General features: G+C 72.5%; 23 protein-coding genes and 2 pseudogenes. 12 read left to right on the top strand and 13 right to left on the bottom strand.

Features of this window, described 5'->3' with window-relative positions; translation table 11 throughout:
- Window positions 1-71 precede the first annotated feature (71 nt).
- The 4 genes from AACH11_RS14285 to AACH11_RS14270 all read right to left on the bottom strand — a co-directional run bounded on the left by AACH11_RS14285 (window position 72) and on the right by AACH11_RS14270 (window position 4,547).
- Window positions 72-290 carry a hypothetical protein gene (locus AACH11_RS14285; protein ID WP_341374907.1) on the bottom strand — a complete coding sequence of 73 codons (219 nt, stop codon included), beginning with the start codon at window positions 288-290 and terminating at the stop codon, window positions 72-74.
- 124 nt (window positions 291-414) lie between these two features.
- Entirely contained in the window at window positions 415-2,781 is a 2,367-nt protein-coding gene (locus AACH11_RS14280) for a putative bifunctional diguanylate cyclase/phosphodiesterase (protein WP_341374906.1), read from the bottom strand.
- A 21-nt stretch (window positions 2,782-2,802) separates the two neighbouring features.
- On the bottom strand, window positions 2,803-3,501 hold the full coding sequence (locus tag AACH11_RS14275) for a methylamine utilization protein (RefSeq protein ID WP_341374905.1): 699 nt from the start codon (window positions 3,499-3,501) through the stop codon (window positions 2,803-2,805).
- 62 nt (window positions 3,502-3,563) lie between these two features.
- Complete coding sequence (locus AACH11_RS14270) at window positions 3,564-4,547, bottom strand: DUF4394 domain-containing protein (protein ID WP_341374904.1); 984 nt, start codon at window positions 4,545-4,547, stop codon at window positions 3,564-3,566.
- A 474-nt stretch (window positions 4,548-5,021) separates the two neighbouring features.
- On the opposite strand from AACH11_RS14270, the gene AACH11_RS14265 reads away from it, so the two are divergent.
- Window positions 5,022-5,753, top strand: a complete 732-nt coding sequence (locus AACH11_RS14265) for a DUF4126 domain-containing protein (RefSeq protein ID WP_423228745.1) — start codon at window positions 5,022-5,024, stop codon at window positions 5,751-5,753.
- A 71-nt stretch (window positions 5,754-5,824) separates the two neighbouring features.
- Here AACH11_RS14265 and AACH11_RS14260 read toward each other — a convergent pair whose 3' ends face one another.
- The 8 genes from AACH11_RS14260 to AACH11_RS14225 form a co-directional block, all read right to left on the bottom strand.
- Complete coding sequence (locus AACH11_RS14260; RefSeq protein ID WP_341374903.1) at window positions 5,825-6,592, bottom strand: 5-oxoprolinase subunit PxpA; 768 nt, start codon at window positions 6,590-6,592, stop codon at window positions 5,825-5,827.
- A gap of 55 nt (window positions 6,593-6,647) precedes the next feature.
- Window positions 6,648-7,679 (bottom strand): 5-oxoprolinase subunit C family protein, encoded by a 1,032-nt coding sequence (locus AACH11_RS14255; protein ID WP_341374902.1) that lies wholly within the window; start codon window positions 7,677-7,679, stop codon window positions 6,648-6,650.
- Window positions 7,676-8,428: a 5-oxoprolinase subunit PxpB gene (pxpB, locus tag AACH11_RS14250; RefSeq protein WP_341374901.1), complete on the bottom strand. Its 753-nt coding sequence runs from the start codon at window positions 8,426-8,428 to the stop codon at window positions 7,676-7,678. Before pxpB ends, AACH11_RS14255 begins: the two co-directional genes overlap by 4 nt.
- 43 nt (window positions 8,429-8,471) lie before the next feature.
- Window positions 8,472-9,770 carry a TRAP transporter large permease gene (locus AACH11_RS14245; protein ID WP_341374900.1) on the bottom strand — a complete coding sequence of 433 codons (1,299 nt, stop codon included), beginning with the start codon at window positions 9,768-9,770 and terminating at the stop codon, window positions 8,472-8,474.
- Window positions 9,771-9,782: 12 nt separating this feature from the next.
- A complete protein-coding gene (locus tag AACH11_RS14240; protein WP_341374899.1) occupies window positions 9,783-10,289 on the bottom strand; it encodes a TRAP transporter small permease in 507 nt (168 codons plus the stop codon).
- A 70-nt stretch (window positions 10,290-10,359) separates the two neighbouring features.
- Entirely contained in the window at window positions 10,360-11,322 is a 963-nt protein-coding gene (locus AACH11_RS14235) for a TRAP transporter substrate-binding protein (RefSeq protein ID WP_341374898.1), read from the bottom strand.
- Between the two features lie 132 nt (window positions 11,323-11,454).
- The gene (locus AACH11_RS14230) at window positions 11,455-12,393 is read right to left on the bottom strand and encodes a LysR family transcriptional regulator (RefSeq protein WP_341374897.1); all 939 of its coding nucleotides are present in this window, start codon (window positions 12,391-12,393) and stop codon (window positions 11,455-11,457) included.
- Window positions 12,394-12,582: 189 nt separating this feature from the next.
- A complete protein-coding gene (locus tag AACH11_RS14225; protein ID WP_341374896.1) occupies window positions 12,583-13,446 on the bottom strand; it encodes an IclR family transcriptional regulator in 864 nt (287 codons plus the stop codon).
- 192 nt (window positions 13,447-13,638) lie between these two features.
- Between AACH11_RS14225 and AACH11_RS14220 the strand changes: the two genes are divergently transcribed.
- The 11 genes and pseudogenes from AACH11_RS14220 to AACH11_RS14170 form a co-directional block, all read left to right on the top strand.
- Entirely contained in the window at window positions 13,639-14,604 is a 966-nt protein-coding gene (locus AACH11_RS14220; RefSeq protein ID WP_341374895.1) for an ABC transporter ATP-binding protein, read from the top strand.
- A gap of 53 nt (window positions 14,605-14,657) precedes the next feature.
- Window positions 14,658-15,449 carry an ABC transporter permease gene (locus AACH11_RS14215; protein WP_341374947.1) on the top strand — a complete coding sequence of 264 codons (792 nt, stop codon included), beginning with the start codon at window positions 14,658-14,660 and terminating at the stop codon, window positions 15,447-15,449.
- 4 nt (window positions 15,450-15,453) lie between these two features.
- Complete coding sequence (locus AACH11_RS14210) at window positions 15,454-16,257, top strand: ABC transporter permease (RefSeq protein ID WP_341374894.1); 804 nt, start codon at window positions 15,454-15,456, stop codon at window positions 16,255-16,257.
- An 11-nt stretch (window positions 16,258-16,268) separates the two neighbouring features.
- Window positions 16,269-16,592, top strand: coding sequence for a (2Fe-2S)-binding protein (locus tag AACH11_RS14205; RefSeq protein WP_341374893.1), 324 nt, complete (start codon window positions 16,269-16,271; stop codon window positions 16,590-16,592).
- Between the two features lie 41 nt (window positions 16,593-16,633).
- On the top strand, window positions 16,634-18,220 hold the full coding sequence (locus tag AACH11_RS14200) for an FAD/NAD(P)-dependent oxidoreductase (RefSeq protein WP_341374946.1): 1,587 nt from the start codon (window positions 16,634-16,636) through the stop codon (window positions 18,218-18,220).
- A gap of 88 nt (window positions 18,221-18,308) precedes the next feature.
- A complete protein-coding gene (locus AACH11_RS14195) occupies window positions 18,309-19,469 on the top strand; it encodes an NAD(P)/FAD-dependent oxidoreductase (protein ID WP_341374892.1) in 1,161 nt (386 codons plus the stop codon).
- Window positions 19,466-20,548 carry an ABC transporter substrate-binding protein gene (locus AACH11_RS14190; protein WP_423228744.1) on the top strand — a complete coding sequence of 361 codons (1,083 nt, stop codon included), beginning with the start codon at window positions 19,466-19,468 and terminating at the stop codon, window positions 20,546-20,548. Before AACH11_RS14195 ends, AACH11_RS14190 begins: the two co-directional genes overlap by 4 nt.
- A gap of 87 nt (window positions 20,549-20,635) precedes the next feature.
- A pseudogene (locus tag AACH11_RS14185) lies at window positions 20,636-21,142 on the top strand (IS5 family transposase); the annotation flags it as partial.
- A gap of 155 nt (window positions 21,143-21,297) precedes the next feature.
- Window positions 21,298-21,789 carry a helix-turn-helix domain-containing protein gene (locus tag AACH11_RS14180; RefSeq protein WP_341374891.1) on the top strand — a complete coding sequence of 164 codons (492 nt, stop codon included), beginning with the start codon at window positions 21,298-21,300 and terminating at the stop codon, window positions 21,787-21,789.
- Window positions 21,780-22,442: a nucleotidyl transferase AbiEii/AbiGii toxin family protein gene (locus AACH11_RS14175; RefSeq protein WP_423228743.1), complete on the top strand. Its 663-nt coding sequence runs from the start codon at window positions 21,780-21,782 to the stop codon at window positions 22,440-22,442. The genes AACH11_RS14180 and AACH11_RS14175 overlap by 10 nt, the downstream gene beginning before the upstream one ends.
- Before the next feature lie 78 nt (window positions 22,443-22,520).
- Window positions 22,521-22,691 (top strand): annotated as a pseudogene (locus AACH11_RS14170) (IS3 family transposase); the annotation flags it as partial.
- A gap of 201 nt (window positions 22,692-22,892) precedes the next feature.
- Here AACH11_RS14170 and AACH11_RS14165 read toward each other — a convergent pair.
- Window positions 22,893-23,840: a LysR family transcriptional regulator gene (locus tag AACH11_RS14165; RefSeq protein WP_341374889.1), complete on the bottom strand. Its 948-nt coding sequence runs from the start codon at window positions 23,838-23,840 to the stop codon at window positions 22,893-22,895.
- Window positions 23,841-23,919: the final 79 nt, after the last annotated feature.

The raw sequence follows: 23,919 nt of genomic DNA, 5'->3' as shown, positions 1-23,919 counted from the left end.
GGTTGAGGGTTATCCCGGGATCGGGCCGCGGTGGCGCCGCCGTGGTGCTGCAGTGGCGCCGCCGTGGTGCCTCAGTGGCGCATCACCAGCGCATGCGAGGCCAGCATCCGCTGGTACTCGACCATCGGCACGGCGGCCGACTGCGGGGTTTCGCCGGCCAGCCAGCTCAGCGTCGCGTCCTGCGCCGTGACGGCCACTTCGACCGGGCCACGGGGCACGGTGCGCAGCGGTCCGTCACCCATGCGGTAGCGCACGAGGCCGATCACGTCCGCGTTGGGGTGGTTCATCATGGCAGGCTCCTGCTGTGGTTGAACAGGTCTGCATCGTCGGCCGCGGCGGCCCGGGCGGCCATCGGCCGTCGGCGCATGGCCGTGTCGGACGACAGGCCGGTGGCCGGTGGTGATCAGGGAGTGATCAGGGGGTGGTCGCCAGCGGTGCCGGTGCCGGCGCCGCGTCCCGGTCCGTGGCCGCCCAGCGTCGCAGCTCGTCCAGCGGCACCGGCCGGCTGTAGTGGTAGCCCTGGCCCTCGTCGCAGCCGAGCGCCCGCAGCCGCTCGACCGTGGCCGCGTTCTCCACGCCCTCGGCCACCACGCTCAGGCCCAGGTTGTGGGCGAGATCGATCGTGCCCTTGACGATGGCCTGGTCGGCCGCCTGACGGTCCAGGCCGCTGACGAAGCTGCGGTCGATCTTGAGCTCGCGCACCGGCAGGCGGCGCAGGTAGCCGAGCGAGGAGTAGCCGGTGCCGAAGTCGTCGATGCTGAGCTTGTAGCCGCGGCCCGCCAGGCGGTTGAGGACCTGCTCGGCGCGCTGCGGATCGTCCATGATGGCGCTCTCGGTGATCTCCAGGCAGAAGGCCTCGGCGCGGGCGTTCCGGCGCCTCAGGATGGCTTCCAGGCGCTCGGGCAGATCGCTGTCCATCAGGTCGCGTGTGCTGAGGTTGACGGACAGGCGTTCGATGCCGAGCGCGGCCAGCTCGGCCTGCAGCCGCGCGCCCTCGTCGAAGACCCACAGCGTGAGTTCGCGGATGAAGCCGGTCTGCTCGGCATAGGGGATGAACTGCATCGGCGGCACCAGGCCGCGTTGCGGATGCTGCCAGCGCACCAGGCCCTCGGCGCCGATCAGGCGGCCGTCGGCCAGCCGCACCTTGGGTTGCAGGTACAGGCGCAGCTCGTCGAGCTCGATCGCACGGCGCAGGTCAGACAGCAGGCTGAGGTTCTGCGCGCTGGCCGTCTCCAGCTGCGGGCCCCACAGTTCGGCCCCTGCGGTGTGGCGTTTGGCGGCGTACATCGCCACCTCGGCGCGTCCCAGCAGGGCATCGGCGTCCGTCGCGTGGGCGGGCCAGCAGGCCAGGCCCAGGCCGGCGCTGAGGTCCACACGCTGCGCATCGACGTCCAGCGGGCCGTCGAAGGCCTGCGTCACCCGTTCGGCCAGGGCCCGCACCGTGTGCGCGTCGATGTCCGGCAGCAGCAGCGCGAACTCGTCCCCGCCGAGCCGGGCCACCATGTCCTCCGGCCGCACCGCGTCGCGCAGGCGGCTGCCCACCGCGCACAGCACCCGGTCACCGGCGGCATGGCCGAGCACGTCGTTGATGTGCTTGAAGCGGTCGAGATCCAGCATCACCACGGCGTGCGGCCGTGTCTCGGCGATGCGCTGGGCGATGGCGGCGCGGAACTGTTCGCGGTTGGGCAGGCCGGTCAGGCGGTCCCACCAGGCGGCGCGCTGCACGGCCTCGTGCTGCTCGGCCAGGCGGCGGCGCATCTGCTCGAAGGCGGTGGCCAGCTCGCCGACCTCGCCCGGGGCCGTCTCCTGGACCGGGGTGTGCAGGTCGCCGGCGCCCAGGCGCTCGGTGGCCTGCACCAGCGTGGCCAGCGGTCGCGTCACCCGGCGGGCGGCCCAGAGGCTGCCGAGGGTCGACAGCAGCAGGCCGGCCGCGGTCAGGCCCAGCAGCATGGCCTGCAAGGCGCGGTAGGGCGCCACCGCTTCGGCCACCGAGCGGGCCAGCCACAGATCGATCGTCGCCTCGCCGTCGGCGGCCACGGCGACGCGGCGCAGCTGGTAGGGCGCGTCGTCCAGTCGCGCCTGGACCGCCTGGGCGGGCAGCGGCGCCAGCGTCCGGGCCGCGCTGCCGCCGGCCGGCAGGCTGCTGCCCAGCAGCTGGATGCGGCCGTCGGCCTGGCGGCCGCGCAGCAGGCCGTGCACGCCGGAGATCGCGTGCAGCTCGTCGAGCAGACGGGTGTCGAGGGCGAAGCCCATCACCACCCAGCCGATCAGCAGCGGCGCCCGCACCGGCACCATCACGAACTGCACCGGCCGGCCCGTCACGTCGGCCATCGCCTGGCCGCTGCGTGCGAGCTGGGGGCCCAGCCGCGTCAGCATCGGCAGCAGCAGGCCGTCGGCGTCGGAGGACTGCGCCCGCAGGCGCAGCCCCGGATCCAGCCACACCACCAGGGCCGCGCCGATGCGCGCGCCGTGGTTGTCGAGCGCGGAGACGAGGGTCTCGCGGTCCCCGCTGTGGATGGCCTCGCGGAAGCCGTAGTCGGCGGCCAGCAGCGAGGCCGACTGGCTGAACTGTGTCGCGCGCTGCGCGAGCAGGCGCTGCCACACGCGCTCGCCGACGGCCAGCTCCTGCGCCAGCGAACCACGGGCGTTGCGCTCGATCGCGTCACCGATCAGCGCGAAGCCGGCCAGCTGCACGGCCATCAGCAGCGCCAGCGACAGCAGGGCGAAGCGGGTGCCCAGGCGCCAGCGTGCCGGAGCGCGGAGCAGGTCGGACGGCGTCATGCGCAGCGGGCCGCGTCGGGTTCAGGGGCTGATGCCGGCCAGCCGCACGCTGAGGCGGGCGTCGGCGGCGGTGACGGTCAAGGGCTGTTCGGCGGCCGGCTCGCCCGGCGCCAGGCCGGGATGCCAGACCCGCAGCTGGTAGCGGCCCGGGGGCAGCTGGGGCCAGCGCACCCGACCGTCCGCGCCGGTCATCGCGTACCACGGCGTCTCCACCACCACCACCCAGGCCGCCATCTGGTCGTGGATGTTGCAGCCCAGCACCGCGATGCCCGGCTGGTCGAAGACCACCGCCTGCGCCGGGCGACCGACGTAGAGCTTGATCTCGAAGCGCTTGACCGCCGAGAACGAGTAGACGTGATGGCGCACCGTGTCGCGGTTCGGAAAGCTCACCGGCGTGCCCACCGGGATCACGCTGACCATCGGCTGGAACTGCCGCTCACCCTGCGCGATGTCGACGGTGGCCAGCGGCCGGGCGGCGGCCTTGGCCTCGGGCGAATCGAGGAACACCACGGCCCCGCCCAGCGGCTGGCCGCGCCCGCCGTCGAGCACCTGCACCTCGAGCGCGCCGGCCTGCGCCGGTGGGCCCAGGCTCAGCGCGAGGAGGGACAGCGCCGCGAGCGTGATCGCGCGGGCGGGCCGGGCGGGCCGGGCGGGCGGAGCGGGTCGCCGGAGCGGAGCGGGTCGCCAGCGCGGGGTGGGCGGCACGGACAGACCGATCATCGGAGGCCGGGTGGGGTGCGCGGACGGGTGGGGATGGCGGCGGTGAGGACGGCGACCGGTGCTCAGGGCTCGATCGCCAGGCCCCAGAGGGCGCGTCCTTCGGCCAGCGTGCCCAGCAGCGTCGTCTGTCCGCTGGCCAGATCGATGCCGTAGAGCCGGGTGCGGCCCTGGCGGCGCAGGGCGGCCAGGGCGGCGTTGTCGGTGTCGGCGATGTCGAAGGACGCGTCCTCCAGGGCGCCGGTGCCCAGCGCACCCACCCGCATCAGCTGTCCGGTGTTGGGCGAGATGGCGGGCTGCAGGCCTTCGACCGATCCTTGCGTCAGCAGCCAGCCGGCGTCGAGGTCGATCGCGTAGTTGGTCGTCAGCGTGGTCTGGCGCGTGTTGTAGGTGTAGGCCGCGCCGGCCACGCGGGGCGCGGGCAGCCCGGTGCCGGCCGAGGCCTGCCAGGACAGCGGCGGATCGGTGGCCGCGAGGGCGCCGGTGTCCGGATGCAGGCGCAGGTTCTGGCCGCGGTCGCTGACCACGCGCAGGCGGTCGGCCACCGGGTTGAAGTCGACGCCGAAGTGCTGGCCGTCGAGCGCGACCGGTGCGCCGGCGCCCACCGGCGTCAGCTGGCCGCTGGCGGTGTCCAGCGTGTAGAGGCGGCCCCCCGAGCCGAGGGCATACAGCAGCCCGCGAGCGACGCGGAAATCGATGCCGACCAGCCGCTCTCCGCCGGCCAGGCCGCGCAGGGGGGTGCGCTGCAGCACCTGCTGCGGCCGCCCGGCCTGCACCCGCAGCAGCTCGGCGGCATCGGTGACCACCCACAGCGTTTCGCGCCGGGCCTGCGGCGGGGGCTCGGCAGGGCGGCTGGCGCAGCCGGCCACCAGCGCGGCCGTCACCAGCGCCATCACCTTCGCCACCGTCCGTGCCAAGGTCAGCGGGGCCGCCGGCTGGCGCGCCATCCGTGCGGCGCGTGGGCTGTCCGTGGTGTCCGGCGCCTGGCGGAGGGCTGCGGGCCGGCGGGTCAGGCTGGACGAAGGCGGGTCGGCGGGAAGCAACGGCATGGTGCGGCGATGGACGGAACAGGGATGAGGGCGAGGGCGAGGGCGGCCGGCCCGTGCGCGGGACAGCGCCGGGCCGCGGGGCTCACGCGGGCGGGGCGGGACCTGCCGGACGGCACCGGGCGGTCCGGCATCCGCGCCGCAGCGCCCGGGATCGCGGTGACCCGTGCGTCATCGGTGCATCGGCCGGATCGGTCGGGCGCTTGATGGCGGAAGACCCGCGAGGTGTGGCATCCGACCTCATCGGCGGCCCCGGGGTGGGGGTGTGCCGGCGGACGCCGTGGCCGGCCGGTGCCTGGGCGTGCGAAGACCGCGGCCGCCGCGGACAGCTCACCGTGTCATCCTGCGCGCCGGGCCGGCTGGCCGTTGGGTGGATCCCGCTGCGGTGGCCATGGCCCGGTCGGGGCGCCCACCACAATGATCCGGCCCGAGCCCGAGCCCGAGCCCGAGCCCGAGCCCCCGTCCGTCCCTGCCGCCATGAGCCGTCCTGTCGTCCGTCCGTTCTCCTGCGCCTGTCCACCGTCCGTGGCCCTCGTCGGCCTGCTCGCGGTCGGTGGTGCCGTGCAGGCCGCGCAGGTCGGGGCGCCGGTGGGCGATGGGGCGGCCGCCGGCCCCACGCTGGCCGCGCTCGATCTGACCCAGTTGCTGGCGCTGGCCGCCACCCTGGGCTGGGCCGCCGGCCTGCGGCTGTATGCGGTGCTGTTCTTCACCGGCATGGCCGGTTGGCTGGGCTGGGTGGCGCTGCCCGCCGGCCTGGTCCTGCTGCAGCACCCGCTGGTGCTGGCCGCGGCCGGCGTGATGCTGGTCGTCGAGTTCTGTGCCGACAAGTTCCCGTGGCTGGACAGTGCCTGGGACGCGGTGCACACCGTGCTGCGCATCCCTGCCGGTGCGGCCCTGGCGGCCGGTGTGTTCGGCGGCGCCTTCGGGGGCGACGGCGCCGCCTGGTCGCTGGTCGCCGCGCTGGCCGGCGGCACGCTGGCGGCCAGTGCCCATGCGGCCAAGGCCGGCACCCGGGCGGTGGTCAATGCCTCGCCGGAGCCGCTGTCCAACATCGGGCTGTCGCTGGCCGGTGATGTGGCCGTGCCGGTACTGCTGTGGCTGGGCTGGGTGGCGCCGTGGCTGGCGCTGGGCGCCGTCGCGTGCGGCGTCGCGATCGCCGTGTGGCTGGGGCTGCGGCTGCACCGCTGGTGGCGTGCGCGGACCGGCTGAGCCGTCCTGCCTGAGCCGCGCCGCCTGAGCCGCGCCGCCTTCCGGGTGGCCGCGCAGGCGGCCCTGCAGGGTCAGTCGCCGCGGCGGGGGGCGGCCACCGTCACGCCGTCCGCGGCCAGTGCCGCGCGCAGCCGCTGCGCGAAGTGCACGGCACCGGCGCCGTCCCCGTGCAGGCACAGCGTGTCGGCCTGCAGCCGCACGACGGCGCCGCTGAGCGCGCGCACCCGGCCCTGCAGCAGGTCGCGCACCTGGGCGACGGCGGCGTCGGCCTCCTCGATCACTGCGCCGGGCGTGCCGCGGGCGGCCAGCCGGCCGTCGTCGTCGTAGGCGCGGTCGGCGAAGACCTCCTCGGCCACCCGCAGGCCGAGCGCCCGCGCCGCCTCGACCATCGGGCTGCCGGCCAGGCCGAAGTACACCAGGCCCGGGTCCACGTCGCGCACCGCCTGTGCCAGCGCATCGGACAGCGCCCGGTCGCGCGCGGCCATGTTGTAGAGCGCGCCGTGCGGCTTGACGTGGTTGAGCCGCCCGCCGGCCGCCCGCGCGAAGGCCGCCAGTGCGCCGACCTGGTAGACCACCATCGCGTAGGCCTCGGCCGGCGTGACCTTCATCTCGCGGCGGCCGAAGCCCACCAGATCGGGCAGCCCCGGATGGGCGCCGACGGCCACGCCGCGGGCCAGCGCCGCGCCGACCACACGCTGCATCGTGGCCGGATCGCCGGCATGGAAGCCACACGCGATGTTGGCCGAGCTGACCTGGTCGAGCAGGGCCAGGTCATCGCCCATGCGCCAGGCGCCGAAGCCCTCGCCCATGTCGCAGTTCAGATCGAGGGTGGTCGTCATCGGGTGTCGTCGTCAGCGGAAGGTCGGGGCGGAGGAGGGACGTGTCGATCGTCCGTCAGGTGTCGGCCGATGCCAGCAGCGCCTGTCGCAGCCGGGCATGGTGCCGTGCGCGGTCTTCGAGCAGGGCCTGGGCGCGGTCGGCCGTGACGGCCTCGAAGCGCAGCCGCTGGCCCGGCCCGCACTGGGCCAGCAGCGGCAGGTCGACGCTGGCCACATGGGCGATCTTCGGATAGCCGCCGGTGCTCTGGCGCTCGGCCATCAGCACGATGGGCTGGCCGTCGGGTGGCACCTGCACGGTGCCGAAGGCCACGCCATCGGACAGCAGCTCGCCGCAGGACGGCGGCGCCAGCGCCGGGCCCTGCAGCCGGTAGCCCATGCGGTCGGACTGCGGGCCGATGCGCCAGGGCGTGGCCAGGAAGGCCGCCCGGGCCGCGGTCGGGAAGTCGTGCCAGTGCTCGCCGGTGACGACCAGGATGCGCACCTCGGTCTGCGGGTCAGGATCGGGCAGCGGGCTGAGGAGGTCGAGGGCCGGGGGGCCCGTCGTGGCGCGGGCGTCGGCACCCAGGGGTGAGGTCGCGGGCTCGGCCACGGTCCGCGGGCCCGCGGCGCTGCGGACGCCCAGCGGCAGCCGGTCACCGGCGCGCAGCGCGCGGCCCTCGTGGCCGCCGAGCGCGCCACGCGCATAGGTGCTGCGGCTGCCGAGCACGGGCGGCACGTCGATGCCGCCGGCCACCGCCAGATAGCCGCGCAGTCCGGCCGTCCGGCGGCCGAAGGCCAGCTCGGCCCCCGGCGCCAGCCGCAGTGCGCGGCCCATGGCCACCGGCTGTCCGTCGACGGTCGGCGACAGTTCGGCGCCGGTCAGCGCGATGGTCGCACCGGCCGGAAAGCGCAGGTGCGGGCCCCGCAGCAGCATCTCCAGCGTCGCCTCATCCGCGGCGTTGCCGACCAGCAGATTGGCGATGCGGTGGCTCCAGACGTCCATCGCGCCGCCGACCGGCACGCCGTCGGCCTGCCAGCCCCAGCGGCCCTCGTCCTGCACCTGGGTCTGCAGGCCAGGCTGCAGCACCTCGATCACGGGCGAGGTCATGCCACGCCTCCGGGGGCTGCCCCGCGCTGGGCGAGCAGCTCCGAATAACGCTCGGCATCAATGGCCTCGAAGCGGATGCGGTCGCCCGGCTGCAGCCGGCTGGGCGGTGTGGCCGTCGGATCGAACAGGCCCAGTGGCGTGCGGCCGATCAGGTTCCAGCCGCCGGGCGTCTCCAGCGGGTAGATGCAGGTCTGCTCGCGGGCGATGGCCACCGAGCCCGGCGGGATGCGGGTGCGCGGTGTGCCGCGGCGCGCGGTGCGCAGCAGCGGGTCCAGCCCGGTGATGAAGGGGAATCCGGGGGCGAAGCCCAGCATGCAGACCTGGTGGGCCGAGGCGAGATGGCGCCGCACCACGTCCTCCGCGTCCAGGCCGCAGGCGTGGGCGACATCGGCCAGATCCGGTCCGGCCTCGCCGCCATACCAGACCGGCACCACCACCTCGCGGCCGGCGGCGGGCGGCGCGCGGCGCAGCTGGCGCAGCAGGCCGCGCACCTGGTCGGCCAGGCGCTGCCAGGGCGGGCGCAGGCCGCAGGGGTCGTCGTCGGCGGCCAGCGCCTCGGGTCGGTAGTGCAGCGTCACTGTGGTGTAGGCCGGCACCACGTCGCGCTGGCCGGGCAGCGGATGGCCACGCAGCAGCGCGGCCAGCGCCTGCACCCGCGCGACGGTCGCGGCGTCGGGCTGATCGCCGAGGACGATGCGCAGCGCGCTGTCGCCCATCGGTATCACCGGGGTCGGGTCGGGGAGGGGCATCGGCTTGGGCATCGCTTCGGCGTGCGGCGCAGCGCTGCGGGCCTCAGCCCATGGCCGCCGGCAGCGCCAGCACGATCTGCGGGAACAGCGTGATCAGCACCGTGGCCGCCACCAGCAGCAGGAAGAAGGGCAGGGCCATGCGCGCCAGCGTGAACAGCTGCAGGCCGGTGATGCCCTGGATCACGAACAGGTTGAAGCCCACCGGCGGCGTGATCTGCGCCATCTCCACCACCAGCACCAGGTAGATGCCGAACCACAGCGGATCGATGCCGGCGGCCTGCACGGCCGGCATCAGCACGGCGGTGGTCAGCACCACGATCGAGATGCCGTCGAGGAAGCAGCCCAGCAGCACGAAGAACACCGTCAGCGCGCTCAGCAGCTGCCAGGGGCTCAGGCCCAGGCCGGTGATCCAGGCGGCCACCGTCGCCGGCAGGCCGGTGAAGCTCATCGCGCTGGTCAGGAAGGCCGCACCCATCAGGATGAAGCCGATCATGCAGGAGGTGCGCACCGCGCCCATCAGGCTGGCCGTCAGCGAGGCCCGCGTCAGCGAGCCACCGGCCGCCGCGATCAGCAGCGCCCCCAGCACGCCGACCGCCGCCGCCTCGGTGGCCGTGGCGATGCCGGCATAGATCGAGCCGATGACGGCGACGATCAGCACCGTCACCGGCGCCAGCAGGCGCAGGCGCCGGAAGCGCTCGGCCAGCGGCACCGGTTCGCCGTCGTCGGGCACGCGGTCCGGGTGGCGCCAGGCCCAGAAGGCGATGTAGCCGGAGAACAGCGCCATCAGCATCAGCCCCGGCAGCACGCCCGCGGTGAACAGCTTGACGATCGACACCTGGGCCGCGACGCCGTAGACGATCATCACGATCGACGGCGGGATCAGCAGGCCCAGCGTGCCGGCGCCGGCCAGCGAGCCGACCGCGATCGCCTCGTCATAGCCGCGGCTCTTCAGCTCGGGCAGCGTGATCTTGCCGATGGTGGCCGCGGTGGCGGCGGACGAGCCGCTGACCGCCGCGAAGATGCCGCAGCCGATCACGTTGACGTGCAGCAGGCGCCCGGGCAGGCCCCTCACCCACGGGCCCAGGCCGGCGAACATGTCCTCGGCCAGGCGGGTGCGGTAGAGGATCTCGCCCATCCAGATGAACAGGGGCAGCGCGGTCAGCGTCCAGCTGGCGGTCGCGCTCCAGACGGTGGTCGAGAACAGCAGCCCCGGCGGCGTGTCGGTGAACAGCATCAGGCCCACCAGGCCGCAGCCCAGCAGCGCCAGCGCCACCCACAGGCCCAGCCCGAGCGCCAGGAACAGCACGCCCATCAGGATGGCGGCCTGGGTGATCTCGCTCATGGCATCAGCTCCTCATTCCGTGCGTGCGGTCTCGCCGCCCGCGGTGGCCAGCGGCGCGCCGCTCAGACAACGCCAGAAGCGCTCGACCAGCAACGCGGCCAGCAGCGTCAGGCCCACCGGCATCGCCAGCTGCGGGATCCACAGCGGCACGCGCAGCACGCCCTGCGCCACCTCGCCGAACTGCCAGGATTCGAAGACGAACAGCGCCGCGTTCCAGGCCGCCCAGACGGCCAGCGCCAGCCCCATGGCGGTGGCCAGTGTCTCGACCGCGCGCTCGGCGCGGCCACCCAGGCGCTGCAGGATCAGCGTGACGCGGATGTGCTCGCCATGCTGCAGCGCATAGGGCAGGCCGAGGAAGGCCGAGGCGGCCATGGCCCAGGCGGCGAAGTCATCGGCCGCCGGGATCTGGCTGCCCGCCAGACGGGCGCCGATCTGGGCCAGGATGATGACGGCGATCAGCAGCAGCGCCACGGCAGCGGCCACGCCGGAGGCCGTGGCCAGGCGGTCGAGGAGTTTCATGGGGGGCGGCCTTGCGCAAGGCGTGGCGGGCGGTCGGCGGGGCGTGGTGCGGCGGGCGGGCGGGTGGCCCTCAGCGGCGGAAGGTCTCCAGCACCTTGGCGCCATCGGCACCGGCCTTCTTCAGCCACTCGTCGGCCATGGTCTGGCCGATCTTCGTCAGCTCGCCGCTGATGGCGGCGGGCACCGGCTGCACCTTCACGCCCTTGGCGGCGAGCGTCTGCGTCAGCGTGCCGGTGCGTTCACGGGCGGTGGCCCAGCCGCGGGCCTCGGCCTTCTTCGCGGCGGCCATCACGGCGGCCTGCTGCTCGGCCGGCAGGCCCGTCAGCGCGCGCTTGTTGGCGATCACGATGGCCTGCGGGATGAAGGCGTGGGCGTCGTAGTAGTGCTTGACGTAATCCCAGGCCTGCGTGTCCACCCCGGTGGCCGGCGAGGTGATCATCATGTCGACCACGCCGGTGGAGAAGGCCTGCGGCACCTCGGCCGTCTGGATGGTGGTGGGCACCGCGCCCATCAGCGTGACCATGCGCGTGGTCGACGCACTGTAGGCGCGGAAGCGCACGCCCTTGAAGTCGGCCATGGTGGCCACCGGCTTCTCGGTGAACACGCCCTGCGGCGGCCACGGCGCGCCGTACAGCAGCACGATGCCCTGCTTGTCCAGCCGCGCGGCGATCTGCTCGCGCGCGGCCTTCCACAGCTTCTCCGAGGCATCGAAGCTGGTGGCGACGAAGGGGATCGAGTCGATCTCGAACATCGGATCCTCGTTGCCGAGGGCCGACATCAGCACCTCGCCCACCGGCACGATGCCGGCCTGCACGCCGCGCTTGACCTCGGGCCGCTTGAGCAGCACCGAGTTGGACTGCACCTTGAACTCCAGCGCGCCGTTGGTGGCGGCCTTCACCTCGTCGGCGAACTGCCGCACGTTCTGCGTCAGGTAGTTCGCGTCGGGCTGCTCGGCCGACAGGTTCCAGCTGGCCGCCTGGGCGGACAGCGTGCACAGCACCGCGGCGGCGGTGGCGATCAGGCGACGGATCATGGGCTTCCTCGTGGATGGGCGGGACCGGTGACGGCTGCACGGCCTGCGGGCCGTGGCGTGCCGCGGACTGTCAGCCAGGCCGCCAGCCACGTCCAACGAGAAATTCTGTTGATCGATGACAAGTTTTGCTGATCAGGCCGGGCGCGCACCGGCCAGCGGGCGCACCCAGTCCGGCTGCGCGGCGGTGCAGTAGGCCGCCACCACGTCGCCCGTCAGCGCCTCGGTGGCCCGCACGGCGGGCGTGGTCTCGCGCTCGCTCAGCGCGGTGATCGTCATCGAGGGCAGCGGCGGGCCGCCACACAGCCGTAGCTCACCGCTGGCCAGCTCCTGGCGCACGAAGACCGGCGGGATGGCCGCGATGCCATAGCCGTCGCGCACCAGTTGCACGATCGACTCCACCGACGGGAAGTTGCAGATCCGCGGCTCCAGCCCGCGGTCGGCGAACAGCGCGCGCACATGGGCGCTGGGGCTGGAGGTGCGCGAGAAGGTCAGCAGCGGGTGCTGCTCCAGCTCGGCCAGCGTCAGCGGGCCCAGGCCCGGCACCCGCTGCGGCCGCGCGATCCAGTGCAGCGCGAACTCGCACAGCGCGACCTCGCGCAGATCGATGCTGCCGACGGCCGGCGCATAGGGATCGTTCTGCACCATCAGGTCCAGCCGCCGCGCGCGGAAGGCCTCCTGCAGATTGCGCGCGGTGTCGACCGTGATGTCGAGCTCGATCTGCGGATGGCGCTCGGCCAGCAGCCGCACCAGCGGCGACAGCCAGGTGCGCACCACCGACTCGATCGCTCCCAGCCGCACGCGGCCGGCCGGCGGCGCCTCCGGCCGCGTGGACGCGCGCAGCGCGCGCTCCATCTCCAGGATGCGCTGCGCCTGGCGCACCGTCTGCTCACCGGCGGCCGTCAGGCTCAGCCGCCGCTGGCTGCGGTCGACCAGCTCGACGCCCAGGTCGTCTTCCAGGTTGGCGATGCGCTGCGAGATCGCCGCCTGCGTGGCGTTGAGCACCTGGGCCGTCTCGCGGAAGCTGCCGACGCGGGCCAGGACGACGAGGGTTTCGAGGAAGCGGGTGTTCATGGGCGGAGGGGCGGTCGGAACACGAGGAGCTGGCGGATCCAGCCCGGTGCGGCTCCTGCAGAGGCCCCTGAATCTAGCGGATGGCGCTCGGGACGCCGATGCCGTCCGTCGGGCGTGCGGGGGTCCAGCGTGCGGGGAGGCCTGCCGGCGACATCGCGCCGCCGTGTACAGCGATGTTGATGGCTAACGTTAGACATCAAGGCCGCCTTCTCCCGGCCCGATCCGTCCGGCCACCGCCGCCTGCCCACCGGCCAGGCTCTGGGTCGGGCGGCGCAGCGTGGCGTCGAAGGGATGGATGCGCGGGCCGAGCGCGGTGGCCTCGCGCTTGAGCAGCTCGACCACGGTGGGCAGGCGCTCGGCGTTCAGCCGGTCGCTCAGGGTGCCCACGCTCAGTGCCGCCACGGCACGGCCCTCGCGGTCGAGCACCGGCACGGCCACGCCGGCCATGCCTTCGAGCAGGCCGGTGTTGCGCGCGGCATGGCCCTGGGCGCGGGTGCGCTCGATCTCGGTGCGCAGGTAGACCTCGTCGTAGACGCCGTACTCGCGCACCCGCGCCAGGTTGAAGCGGATGACCTCCTCGCGCTCGGCCTCGGGCAGGAAGGCGAGGATGGCCAGCGCCCCCTGGCCGACGCCGAGCGCGATGCGCCCGCCCACGTCACCGGTGAAGCTGCGGATGGGGAAGGGGCCTTCGGCGCGGTCCAGGCACACCGCGTCGAAGCCGCTGCGCGCCAGCAGGAAGATCGTGTCGCCCAGGCTGCCGCACAGGCGCAGCAGCGCCGGGCGGCACAGCGTGCGCAGGTCACCGGGGTTTCCGGCCTGCGCGGCCAGCGCGAAGAAGTCCAGGCTCAGCCGGTAGCGCTTGCTGCGCTCGTCCTGCTCCACCATCCCCTCGGCCACCAGCTGTGCCAGCAGACGGTGCGTGGTGGCCTGGGTCAGGCCCACCGCACGCGCCAACTGGGTGACCCGCCCGCCTTCGGCCTGTGCCGCGCCCAGCGCCCGGATCACCGCGAAGACCCGCGCCACGCCACCGGTGGTGCCTGCTGCCTCGTCCATGCCTCTGCTCCGTGGAATGTGATGTGGACAGTCTAGCCTCTGTATTCCATTGATCGGAATCATTTCAATAAAGATTCTGACTAGTGGAATACCTCGGTTCGACTGGCACGACCACTGCAATAGAGTGACCGGCAAACGACGCTGCCCTTCCAGATCGCCCCAGACCGGTGCGGTGGCTCTCCAGAGGTTCCGATGTCCTTCCTCACCCTCTCCGACGTCAGCAAGTTCTACGGCGCCACCTGTGCCGTGCAGGGGCTGAACCTGTCCATCGCGCAGGGCGAGTTCGTCTCGCTGCTGGGCCCCTCGGGCTGCGGCAAGACGACCACCTTGCAGATGCTGGCCGGCTTCGAAGCGGTCAGCGGTGGGTGCATCACGCTGGCCGGCCGCGACATCACCCACACGCCAGCCAACACCCGCGGCCTGGGCATCGTGTTCCAGAGTTATGCGTTGTTTCCGCACATGACGGTGGCGGCCAACGTCGGCTTCGGCCTGGAGATGCGCAAGGTGCCGGCCGCCGACCGCGCGCGCCAGGTCCGCGAGGCGCTGGCCCTGGTGCGGCTGGAGGCGCACGCCGACCGTTATCCCCGTGAGCTGTCCGGCGGCCAGCGCCAGCGCGTGGCGCTGGCGCGTGCGCTGGTGATCCAGCCGCCGGTGCTGCTGCTCGACGAGCCGCTGAGCAACCTCGACGCCCAGCTGCGCGAGGAGATGCAGTACGAGCTGCGCCGCATCCAGCGCACGCTGGGCACCACCACGCTGATGGTCACGCACGACCAGGACGAGGCGCTGTCCATCAGCGACCGCGTGGTGGTGATGCGCGCCGGCCGCACCGAGCAGATCGGCCACCCACACGCCGTCTACGAGCGGCCGCAGTCGGATTTCATCGCCAACTTCGTCGGCAAGGCCAATGTGCTCGACGGTCAGCTGCTGCGACCCGAGAAGCTGCAACTGCGGCCCGCCGGCAGCGGCCGCCTGGCCGGCACGGTCAAGGAGTGCTACTTCCTGGGCAGCCAGTGGCTGTATGCGCTGGACACGGCGGCCGGCACGCTGACCGCCCTGGTGCCCAATGACGGCCGCGCCGCGCTGGTGGAAGGCCAGGCCTGCGGCGTCGACTGGCCCGACGGGGCACCGCGCGTGATCGCGGACGAGGCGGCATCGTGAGCCGCTCACTCCCCTGGTTGCTCAGCGGCCCGGCGCTGGCGCTGTTCGCGCTGATGCTGCTGGTGCCGCTGGGGCTCACGGCCCTGCTGTCGTTCAACGCCTTCGATGCGGCCACGGGTGCGCAGCCGGGCACCTTCACGCTGGACCACTACCTGCAGATCGCGCGTGACGACTACTACCACGGCATCTTCTGGCGCACCTTCTGGATCTCGGCCCTGGTGGCGCTGATCTGCGCGGTGGTGGGCACGGCCGAGGCCATCGTGCTCAGCCGCATGTCGCAGCCCTGGCGCTCCGTCCTGCTGCTGGTGGTGCTGGCGCCGCTGCTGGTCAGCGTGGTGGTGCGCGCCTTCGGCTGGAGCATGCTGCTGGGCCCCGAAGGCGTGCTGAACACGGTGCTGCAGGCCATCGGGATCGGCCGCGTGCGCCTGCTCTACACCGAGTGGGCGGTGGTCATCGCGCTGGTGCACGTGATGTTGCCCTTCATGGTCATCCCGGTGTGGACGGCGCTGCAGAAGCTCGACCCGCAGGTGGAGAACGCTGCGCTCTCGCTCGGCGCCTCGCCCTTCACCGTGCTGCGGCGCGTGGTGCTGCCGCAGGTCACGCCGGGCGTGCTGTCGGGCAGCCTCATCGTCTTCGGCCTGTCGGCCAGCAGCTTCGCCATTCCCGGCCTGCTGGGCGGGCGGCGGCTGAAGATGGTGGCCACCATCGTCTACGACGAATACCTGCATGAGCTGAACTGGACGCTGGGCGCCGCCGTGGCCCTGGTGCTGCTGGTGGCCAACCTGGGCGTGCTGGTGAGCCTGAACCGGCTGGTGGAGGCCCGCACGCGCCGGGCCCTGGGGTGATGCGATGAGCAGTGCGCGACGCAACGGGCCGCTGGCCCTGGCCTTCAACGCGGTGGTCATCACCTTCATGCTGGCCCCGCTGCTGGTGGTGTGCGCGGTGGCCTTCACGTCCGAGAACACCCTCAGCCTGCCGGGCTGGAACTGGAGCCTGCGCTGGTTCCACGCCGTGTTCGATCACCCGGATTTCATGCAGAGCTTCTGGAACAGCCTGTGGCTGGCCCTGGCCTCGGCCACGCTGGCCACGCTGCTGGCCGTGCCGGCGGCGTTGGCCATCAACCGCTGCCAGTTCGCCGGGCGTGAGGCGCTCAACGGCCTGTTCATGTCGCCGCTGGTGGTGCCGCACCTGGTGCTGGGCGTGGCGCTGCTGCGGCTGTTCGCGCTGGTGGGCGGCACCGGCAGCTTTGCCTGGCTGGTGCTGGCCCACGCGCTGGTGATCACGCCCTATGTGCTGCGCCTGGTGCTGGCCGCGCTGGTGGGCTTCGACCGCAGCGTCGAGCAGGCCGCCGCCTCGCTGGGCGCCAGCCCGGCCACGGTGTTTGGCCGCATCACGCTGCCGCTGATCCTGCCCGGCGTGTCGGGCGGCTGGCTGCTGGCCTTCATCAACAGCTTCGACGAGGTGACGATGAGCATCTTCGTCACCGCGCCGTCCACCGTCACGCTGCCGGTGCGCATGTACATGTACGCCACCGAGTCGATCGACCCGCTGATGGCCGCCGTCTCGGCGCTGATGGTGGCCATCACCGCCGTGGCCATGGTGGCGCTGGACCGGCTCTACGGCCTGGACCGTGTGCTGGTGGGCAAGGCATGAGGCCCCTGAAGATGACGGTTGAGCAAGACCCGCTGCTGCACCGCGTGGCCGAGACCGGTCGCCCGGAGCTGACGCTGCACATCGACGGCCAGCCCGCCCGCGCCCTGGCCGGCGACACGGTATTGACCGCCGTGCTGACCCACCACGCCCGCCTGCGCCGCCACGAGCGCACCGGCGATCCGCATGCCGGCTTCTGCCTGATGGGGGCCTGCCAGGACTGCTGGGTGCAACTGGATGATCCGGCCGCGCCCGATGGCCGCGGCCCGCGCCTGCGCGCCTGCAGCACGCCGGTGCAGGCCGGCATGGCCGTGCGCACCGACGGAGGCTGGGCATGAGCCGGCAGATGCCGCTCTCGCGGGTCCGGCCGTCCGGCGGGATGGGTGCCACGGGTGCCTCTGGTGGTCCTGGTGGCCCGGGTGAGGCCGCTGTGGCCGATCAGCTGCCCCCGGTGGTGGTCGGTGCCGGCCCGGCCGGCGTGCGCGCCGTGCAGACGTTGGTGGCCCACGGTCTGCGCCCGGTGCTGGTGGACGAGGCCGCGCGCGGCGGCGGCCAGATCTACCGCCAGCCGCCGCCCGGCTTCCAGCGTCCGGCCCGTGCGCTGTACGGCTTCGAGGCCGGCCGGGCCCGTGATCTGCACGCCTGCCTCGCAGGACTGCTGCCGCAGATCGATCACCGGCCCGACACGCTGGTCTGGCATGCGTTGCCCGCCGGGGTGGATCCGGCGCTGCCGCCGGCCACCGGCCAGCTCAGTCTGCTGCACGGCCCCAGCGCCGCGGCCCGCACGCTGCTGTTCAGCCAGCTGCTGTTGGCCACCGGCGCCACCGACCGCGTGCTGCCCGTGCCGGGCTGGACGCTGCCCGGCGTCTTCAGCCTGGGCGGGGCCCAGGTGGCGCTCAAGGCCCAGGCCTGCGCCATCGGTCGGCGGGTGGTCTTCATCGGCACCGGGCCGCTGCTGTATCTGGTGGCCTGGCAGTACCTGAAGGCCGGCGTGCAGGTGGCGGCCGTGCTGGACCAGGCGCGCCTGGCCGACCAGCTGGCCGCGCTGCCCTTGCTGGCCACGCAGCCGGCGGTGCTGGCCAAGGGCGCCTGGTTCGTCGCGCGCCTGAAGGCGGCCGGCGTGCCGGTGCACCGCGGGGCACGCGTGCTGCGCCTGCTCGGTGATGACGCCCGATCTCAGGGCCCTGCCACGGGGGTGCCAGGGGTGGTGCAGGGAGTGTCGCCGGCGGGCCCGCCGGCCATCCCGTCCGGCAACGGCGACCGCCTGCGGGCCGTCGAGTGGACCGATGACCCGGGCGGCCAGCGCATCCGCCGCATCGATTGCGATGGTGCGGCGCTCGGCCACGGCCTGCGCAGCGAAACCCAGCTGGCGGACCTGCTCGGCTGCCGCTTCGACTGGCAGTCGCCGCACCGCGCCTGGCTGCCCATGCGCCGCGCCGACGGCGCCAGCAGCGTGAGCGGCGTGTGGCTGGCCGGAGACGGCGCCGGCATCCTCGGCGCCGATGCGGCTGAATGGGCCGGTGAGCGCGCGGCCCTCGGCCTGCTGGCCGAGCGGGGCATCGCCATCGATCCTCGCCGCGCCCAGGCGCTGGACGAGCGCCTGGCCCGCGCCACCCGCTTCCGCCAGGGCCTGGAACGCGCCTTTCCCTTTCCCGAGGACTGGGCCGCGCGGACGCCGGACGACACCGTGATCTGCCGTTGCGAGCGCCTGAGCGCCGGCGATCTGCGCCAGGCGGCCGCGGCCACTGGCGCCGACGAGCTCAGTCGGCTCAAGGCGCTGAGCCGCCTGGGCATGGGCCGCTGCCAAGGCCGCATGTGCGCCAGCGCTGCGGCCGAGCTGCTGGCCCAGGCCTGCGGCCGTCCGGTGCCGCAGGTGGGCCGGCTGCGCGCGCAGGCGCCGGTCAAGCCCATCCCGATCCACCTGCATCTGCAGCCTGGCGAGCCGCCGGCGGGAGAGGGCGCATGAGCGCGGTCCTGAGCCGTTCGCGCCGCCCGCGCCGCCCGCGCCCTCGGCCCGCGGGGCCGTGGTTCCGCCATGACCGGAGGGCCGTCGGATGAGCCGGGCCACACCCCTGCGCACCGATGTGGCCATCATCGGCGGCGGCATCGTCGGCGCCTCGGCCGCGCTGGCGCTGCGCCGTCTGGGCCACGGCGTGGTGCTGCTGGAGCGCGACCTGTGCGGCTCGCGCTCCAGCGGCGTCAACTACGGCGGTGTGCGCCGCCAGGGCCGCCTGCCGGTGCAGCTGCCGCTGGCCCAGCGCGCCCACCAGATCTGGGCCCGCCTGCCCGAGCTGCTGGGCATCGATGGCGAGTACCGCCGCACCGGCCACTTCAAGATCGCCCGCAGCGCCGTCGACATGGCCGCGCTGGAGGCCTACGCCGAGCTGAGCCGCGACTTCGACCTCGGCCTGCAGCTGCTGAGCGCCGCCCAGGTGCGCGAGCGCTGCGACTGGCTGGGCGGCGTGGCGGTCGGTGGCTCGCTGTGCCCGGATGACGGCCAGGCCAATCCGCGCCTGGTCTCGCCTGCCTTCGCCCGTGCCGCCGCCCGCGCCGGTGCGCAGGTGCTGGAACACCATCCGGTGCACGAGGTGGCGCACGATGGCGAACGCTTCCACCTGCGCGCCGGCCCCGGCCTGGAGCTGCAGGCGCCGGTGCTGCTGAACTGCGCCGGCGCCTGGGCCGGTGCACTGGCCACGCGCTTCGGCGAACCGGTGCCGCTGACCAGCGGCCACCCGGCCATGGCCGTCACCGAGCCGCTGCCCGCCTTCCTGCCCTGGAGCCTCGGCGTGGAAGGCGGTGGCATCTACTGTCGTCAGGTGGCCAGCGGCCAGCTGGTGCTGGGCGGTGGCCATGGCCAGCCGCTGGACGATCAGCGCACCCGCGTCACCGCGCCCGTGCTGGAGCGGCTGCTGCAGCAGGCCGTGGCGCTGCTGCCGCCAGTGCGCCATGCCCAACTGATCCGCACCTGGAGCGGCACCGAAGGCTATCTGCCCGACCGCCAGCCCGTGCTCGGCCCCAGCGTCACCACGCCGGGGCTGTTCCACGGTTTCGGTTTCGCCGGTGCCGGTTTCCAGATCGGCCCGGCCGTGGGCGAGGTGCTGGCCGAGCTGGTGCACCACGGCCACAGCCGCACGCCGATCGACGCCTTCGCCATCACCCGCTTCCGCTCACCCGTTCCCGCCCCCCAACCCACGACCTCAGGAGTGCCCCGATGACCTCACGACGCTTCCCGCCGCAGGCCACCTTCCGCGTGAGTTCCGCGGCCGCCGCAGCCGCTGCCGCGCTGCTGATGGCCGTTGCCGCCACCGGTGCCCATGCGCAGACGAAGACGCTCTACATCGGCATGAACGGCGGCACGATGGAGAAGGCCTACACCCAGTACGTGTTCCCCGCCTTCGAGAAGCTCAACAACGTCAAGGTGGTGGTGGTGCCCGGCACCAGCAGCGACATCCTGGCCAAGGCGCAGGCCAACAAGGACAAGCCGCAGATGCACGTCATGTTCCTCGATGACGGCATCATGATGCGCGCCATCGGCATGGGCCTGTGCCAGAAGCAGAAGCCCAGCGCCGCGCTCAAGGAGCTGTATCCGGCCGCCCGCTTCAAGGACGACATGGCCAGCGGCGTCAGCCTGGGCATGACCGGCCTGGCCTACAACAAGAAGCTCTACGACGAGAAGAAGTGGGCGCCGCCCACCTCGTGGATGGACCTGGCCGACCCCAAGCTCAAGGGCAAGGTGGTGTTCCAGAGCCTGTCCTCGTCGACCTTCGGCCTGCACGGCTTCCTGATGTTCAATCGCATCCAGGGCGGCAACGACAAGAACGTCGAGCCCGGCTTCAAGGCCTGGGACCGGACCATCGGTCCCAACGTGCTGGAGTACATCCCCAGCTCGGCCAAGATCAGCGAGATGGTGCAGACGGGCGAGGCCGCACTGTTCCCGCTGACGCCCACCGCCGTCGCCTCGCTCAAGGCCAAGGGCATCCCTGTCGAGTACGCCCAGCCCAAGGAAGGCTCGGTGGTGCTGGTGGTGGGCCAGTGCATCATCGCCAACAACAGCGAGCCCGAGCTGGCACAGAAGCTCACCGAGTTCCTGCTCAGCCCGTTGGCTCAGGCCAACGTGCTGCAGTTCGGCGCCCAGATCCCCACCAACCCCAAGGCCCCGGTGGTGGGCGACGGCATCGCCCAGGTCGCCGCCATCAGCCAGTACATGAAGAACGCGGTCAACGTCGACTGGGACAGCATCAATGCCAACCGGCCGACGTGGAATGCGCGGTGGAACAAGGTGGTGGAGCGGTGAGGCGTACGCTTGTGACCTCGGCGTGTCCCTCGTCATCGGTCGACCGACGGATCTGCAGCTGAGTCTGCGTGCTGACGATGTGGCTGGGACAAGCACATGCAGTGGCTGGCCAAGCCGACGGGCCGGCGCGGGCGTCAGCAGACGTTTTCGGACGCGGCGATCCCGTTCTGCCTGAGCATCAAGTGCCTGTTCGGGCAGGCGCTGCGGCAGACGCTGGGCATGGTGGAGAGCCTGCTGCGGCTGGCAGGGTTGGACTGGCCGGTGCCCGACGACAGCACGGTGTGCCGAAGGCAGAAGACCGTGCAGGCGCAGCTCAGCTACCGCCCCAGCGGTGAGCCCTTGCAACTGCTGGTCGACAGCACCGGAGTCAAGTTTCTGGGCGAAGGTGAGTGGAAGCGCAAGAAGCACGGGGCGGAGTACCGACGCGAATGGCGCAAGGTGCACCTTGGCATCGACGCGCAGATGCTGGAGATCCGGGCCGTTGAAGTCACCAGCAACGCCATTGGCGACGCGCCGATGCTGCCCGAACTGCTGGCACAGATCCCCTCGGACGAGCCCATCGCCAGCGTCTGCGCCGACGGTGCCTACGACACGGCAGCGAAGGATTTCAGTGATGGCTCAATACACAGTTGGATGGCATCGAATTGGCGCGCTTGAGCGGCATCTTGCGCAGAACCGCATGCACGCTGACAGGCGCGGTCCGATGATGATAGAGTGTCAAAAATATTCGACATTTCTAAGGCGGTAGCTTGGACCTCTCCAGCCTTGGCCTCACCATCCGCCAGCGGCGGGAAGCGCTCGGACTGACGCAGTCCCGGCTCGCGCAGCTGTGTGGACTTTCGCGCCAGACGCTCGTGGGTCTGGAGGCGGGTGCGCTCAGCGACCTGGGCTTCAACCGAGTGGCTCAGGTGCTCGCCGTGCTGGGGCTGGACCTTGACCCACCCACACAGGCCGCGCGCTCCCGAAAGCGTGGCCTTTGGATGGCGGCCAAGAACGCCAGCGTGAGCTACTCCCAAGAGGTGCCGTCCGATACGCTTGGTCATGCGCTGGTGAGTGGCTGCGTGCCAGAGGGCTACGCAGCCCACCTGACCCACCTGCTGGACGAGGCACCCGTGCCATTGGTCGTGATGGCCGTCGAGGAAGCCGCTGCGAACGAGGGCGTGCCGCCCAAGGCGGTGTGGCGCAACGTTTCCCAACTGGCGAAGTCACTGGCCGTGCATCGGCAAGGCCTATGGGCATGAAGCCAGACCTGCCCCCCGGCGCCTGGGAAGTCTTGTTCCCTCGCGCGCTCCGGCTTGTCGACGAGATCCAGCGCCATGGTGGCCTCGCCAATCCGTTCTGGACCTTCGGGGGCGGGACGGTCCTGATGTTCAGGTACGGACACCGCCTGAGCAAGGACATCGACATCTTCGTGCCAGATCCGCAGTACCTGGGCTATGTGACGCCTCGACTCAGCGACACGGCGGCCTCCCTGACCGAGGACTACACGGAGATGGCGGGATCGTTCGTGAAGCTGCAGTTCGAGGAGGGTGAGGTCGACTTCGTCGCCGCACCGAACCTCACCGACGCAGCCTGGGAGTGGTGGGAGATCCAGGGCAGGGCCGTGCGCGTCGAAACGGCTGCGGAGGTGATCGCCAAGAAGATGTACCACCGCGGAGACCGGGCGACGGCGCGTGACCTGTTCGATCTCGCCTTGGTGATCGAGCGAGAGCCGGATGCGCTCGAGGCCGCGGCGCCTTTCCTGGCGCGGAACCGAGACCGGTTCCTGGCGCAGATCGCGCATCCCGGGGCCGGCTTCATCGCCACCTTTGACGCCATTGCTGCCACCGGGTATCGGCCGAGCCTGGCGCACTGCGTCGCGGTCGCCACGGCCTATCTGTCTGCGCTGAAGTGACCCGTGCGAATCGCACCGGCTTTGAGCGCAAGGTGCGCATTCCATTGATCGCGAACAGCGTTCCGGGCGATCGTGGACATCCACCGCCGCACCTGGAAGACCCGCGAGGCCGTCGAGCTCGCCACGCTGACCTGGGTCTCCTGGTTCAACAACCACCGGCTGATGGGGCCGCTGGGCGACATCCCGCCAGCCGAGGCCGAGGCACACTGCTGCCGCCAACTCGCCGAGCCATCGGCCTGTGCGACATGAGCGATCAGGCCAACCGGCCTCCGCGAAACCCGGGGCGGTTCAGTCTGGAAGGGTGGGACTTTGGAGTTTCCACCACCGGGTTCTTCGTGGGCTGGCTGTCCATCGTCACCCTGTTCGCTTGCATGGCCCATTGCTGCTTCGCAGCCCTCCACCTGCTTCGACGCGCTTGATGCGTCATGATCTCGTCGCGCATGGGCGGTGTCAGACGGGCCCGGTGGGCGCGGGCGGCGGAGGGCTGTCGGCGATTCTGCCCGGGCTGGTGGCGGCCTCCCCCAACAACCACCCCCTGAAAGCCTGCAATGGCGGCCAGTCCTCCCGCCCGAGCGGCCAGGCCAGGTGATAGGCCTCGGTGCTGGGCAGGGGCAGGTCGACGGCGGCGACGAGGTCGCCGCGCGCCAGTTCGGCCTCGATCAGGAAGTCGGGCAGCAGGGCCACGCCGAGGCCGGCGATGGCGGCCTGGGCGGCGACGGCGAACTGGTCGATCAGCATGCCGTGCACCTCGGTGTCGGGCAGGCCGGCGGCGCGCAGCCAGCGCTCCCAGGCGTCGGGGCGGCTGACCAGGTGCATCAGCGGGGCGCGCAGCAGGTCGGCGGGCAGGCGCAGGTCCAGGCGCTCGCGCAGGGCGGGGCTGCAGGCGGGGATCACGGTCTCGCCCATCAGGCGGTCCAGGCGGGCGCCGGGCCAGTCGGGGCTGCCGAAGTGGATGGCGGCGTCGAGGGCGTCGGTCTGGAAGTCGAAGGGCGCCAGGCGGGTGTGCAGGTTCAGCGTGATGCCGGGGTGGGCCTGCAGGAAACGGGGTAGGCGAGGGGCCAGCCAGCGGGTGCCGAAGGTCGGCAGGATGGCCAGGTTCAAGGTGCCGCCGTGCGGGTTGGCGCGCAGGGCCAGGGTGGCGGTGGCGATGCGCTGCAGCGCGCGGCGCACCTCGGGGGCGTAGCTGGCGCCGGCCGCGCTCAGGCGCACGGTCTGGCGTTCGCGCACGAAGAGCTCGACGCCGAGCTGTTCCTCCAGCGCGCGGATCTGGCGGCTGACGGCGCTCTGCGTCAGCGACAGCTCGGCCGCGGCGGCGGTGAAGCTCTGCAGGCGGGCGGCGGCCTCGAAGGCGGCCAGGGCCTGCATCGGTGGCAGGAAGCGGCGGGGCAGGGGGCTCATGGTCATTCCATTATGGAATGAGGTTGGTCCGCAAAGTCGTTTGCGGATGCTGGGTGGGCCTTTCAGAATCGACGCATCG

Origin of the sequence: Pseudaquabacterium rugosum (genome assembly GCF_038066575.1) — a bacterium.
In the GTDB taxonomy this organism is placed as follows: domain Bacteria; phylum Pseudomonadota; class Gammaproteobacteria; order Burkholderiales; family Burkholderiaceae_C; genus Pseudaquabacterium; species Pseudaquabacterium rugosum.
This window is presented reverse-complemented; position numbering and strand designations above follow the sequence as displayed.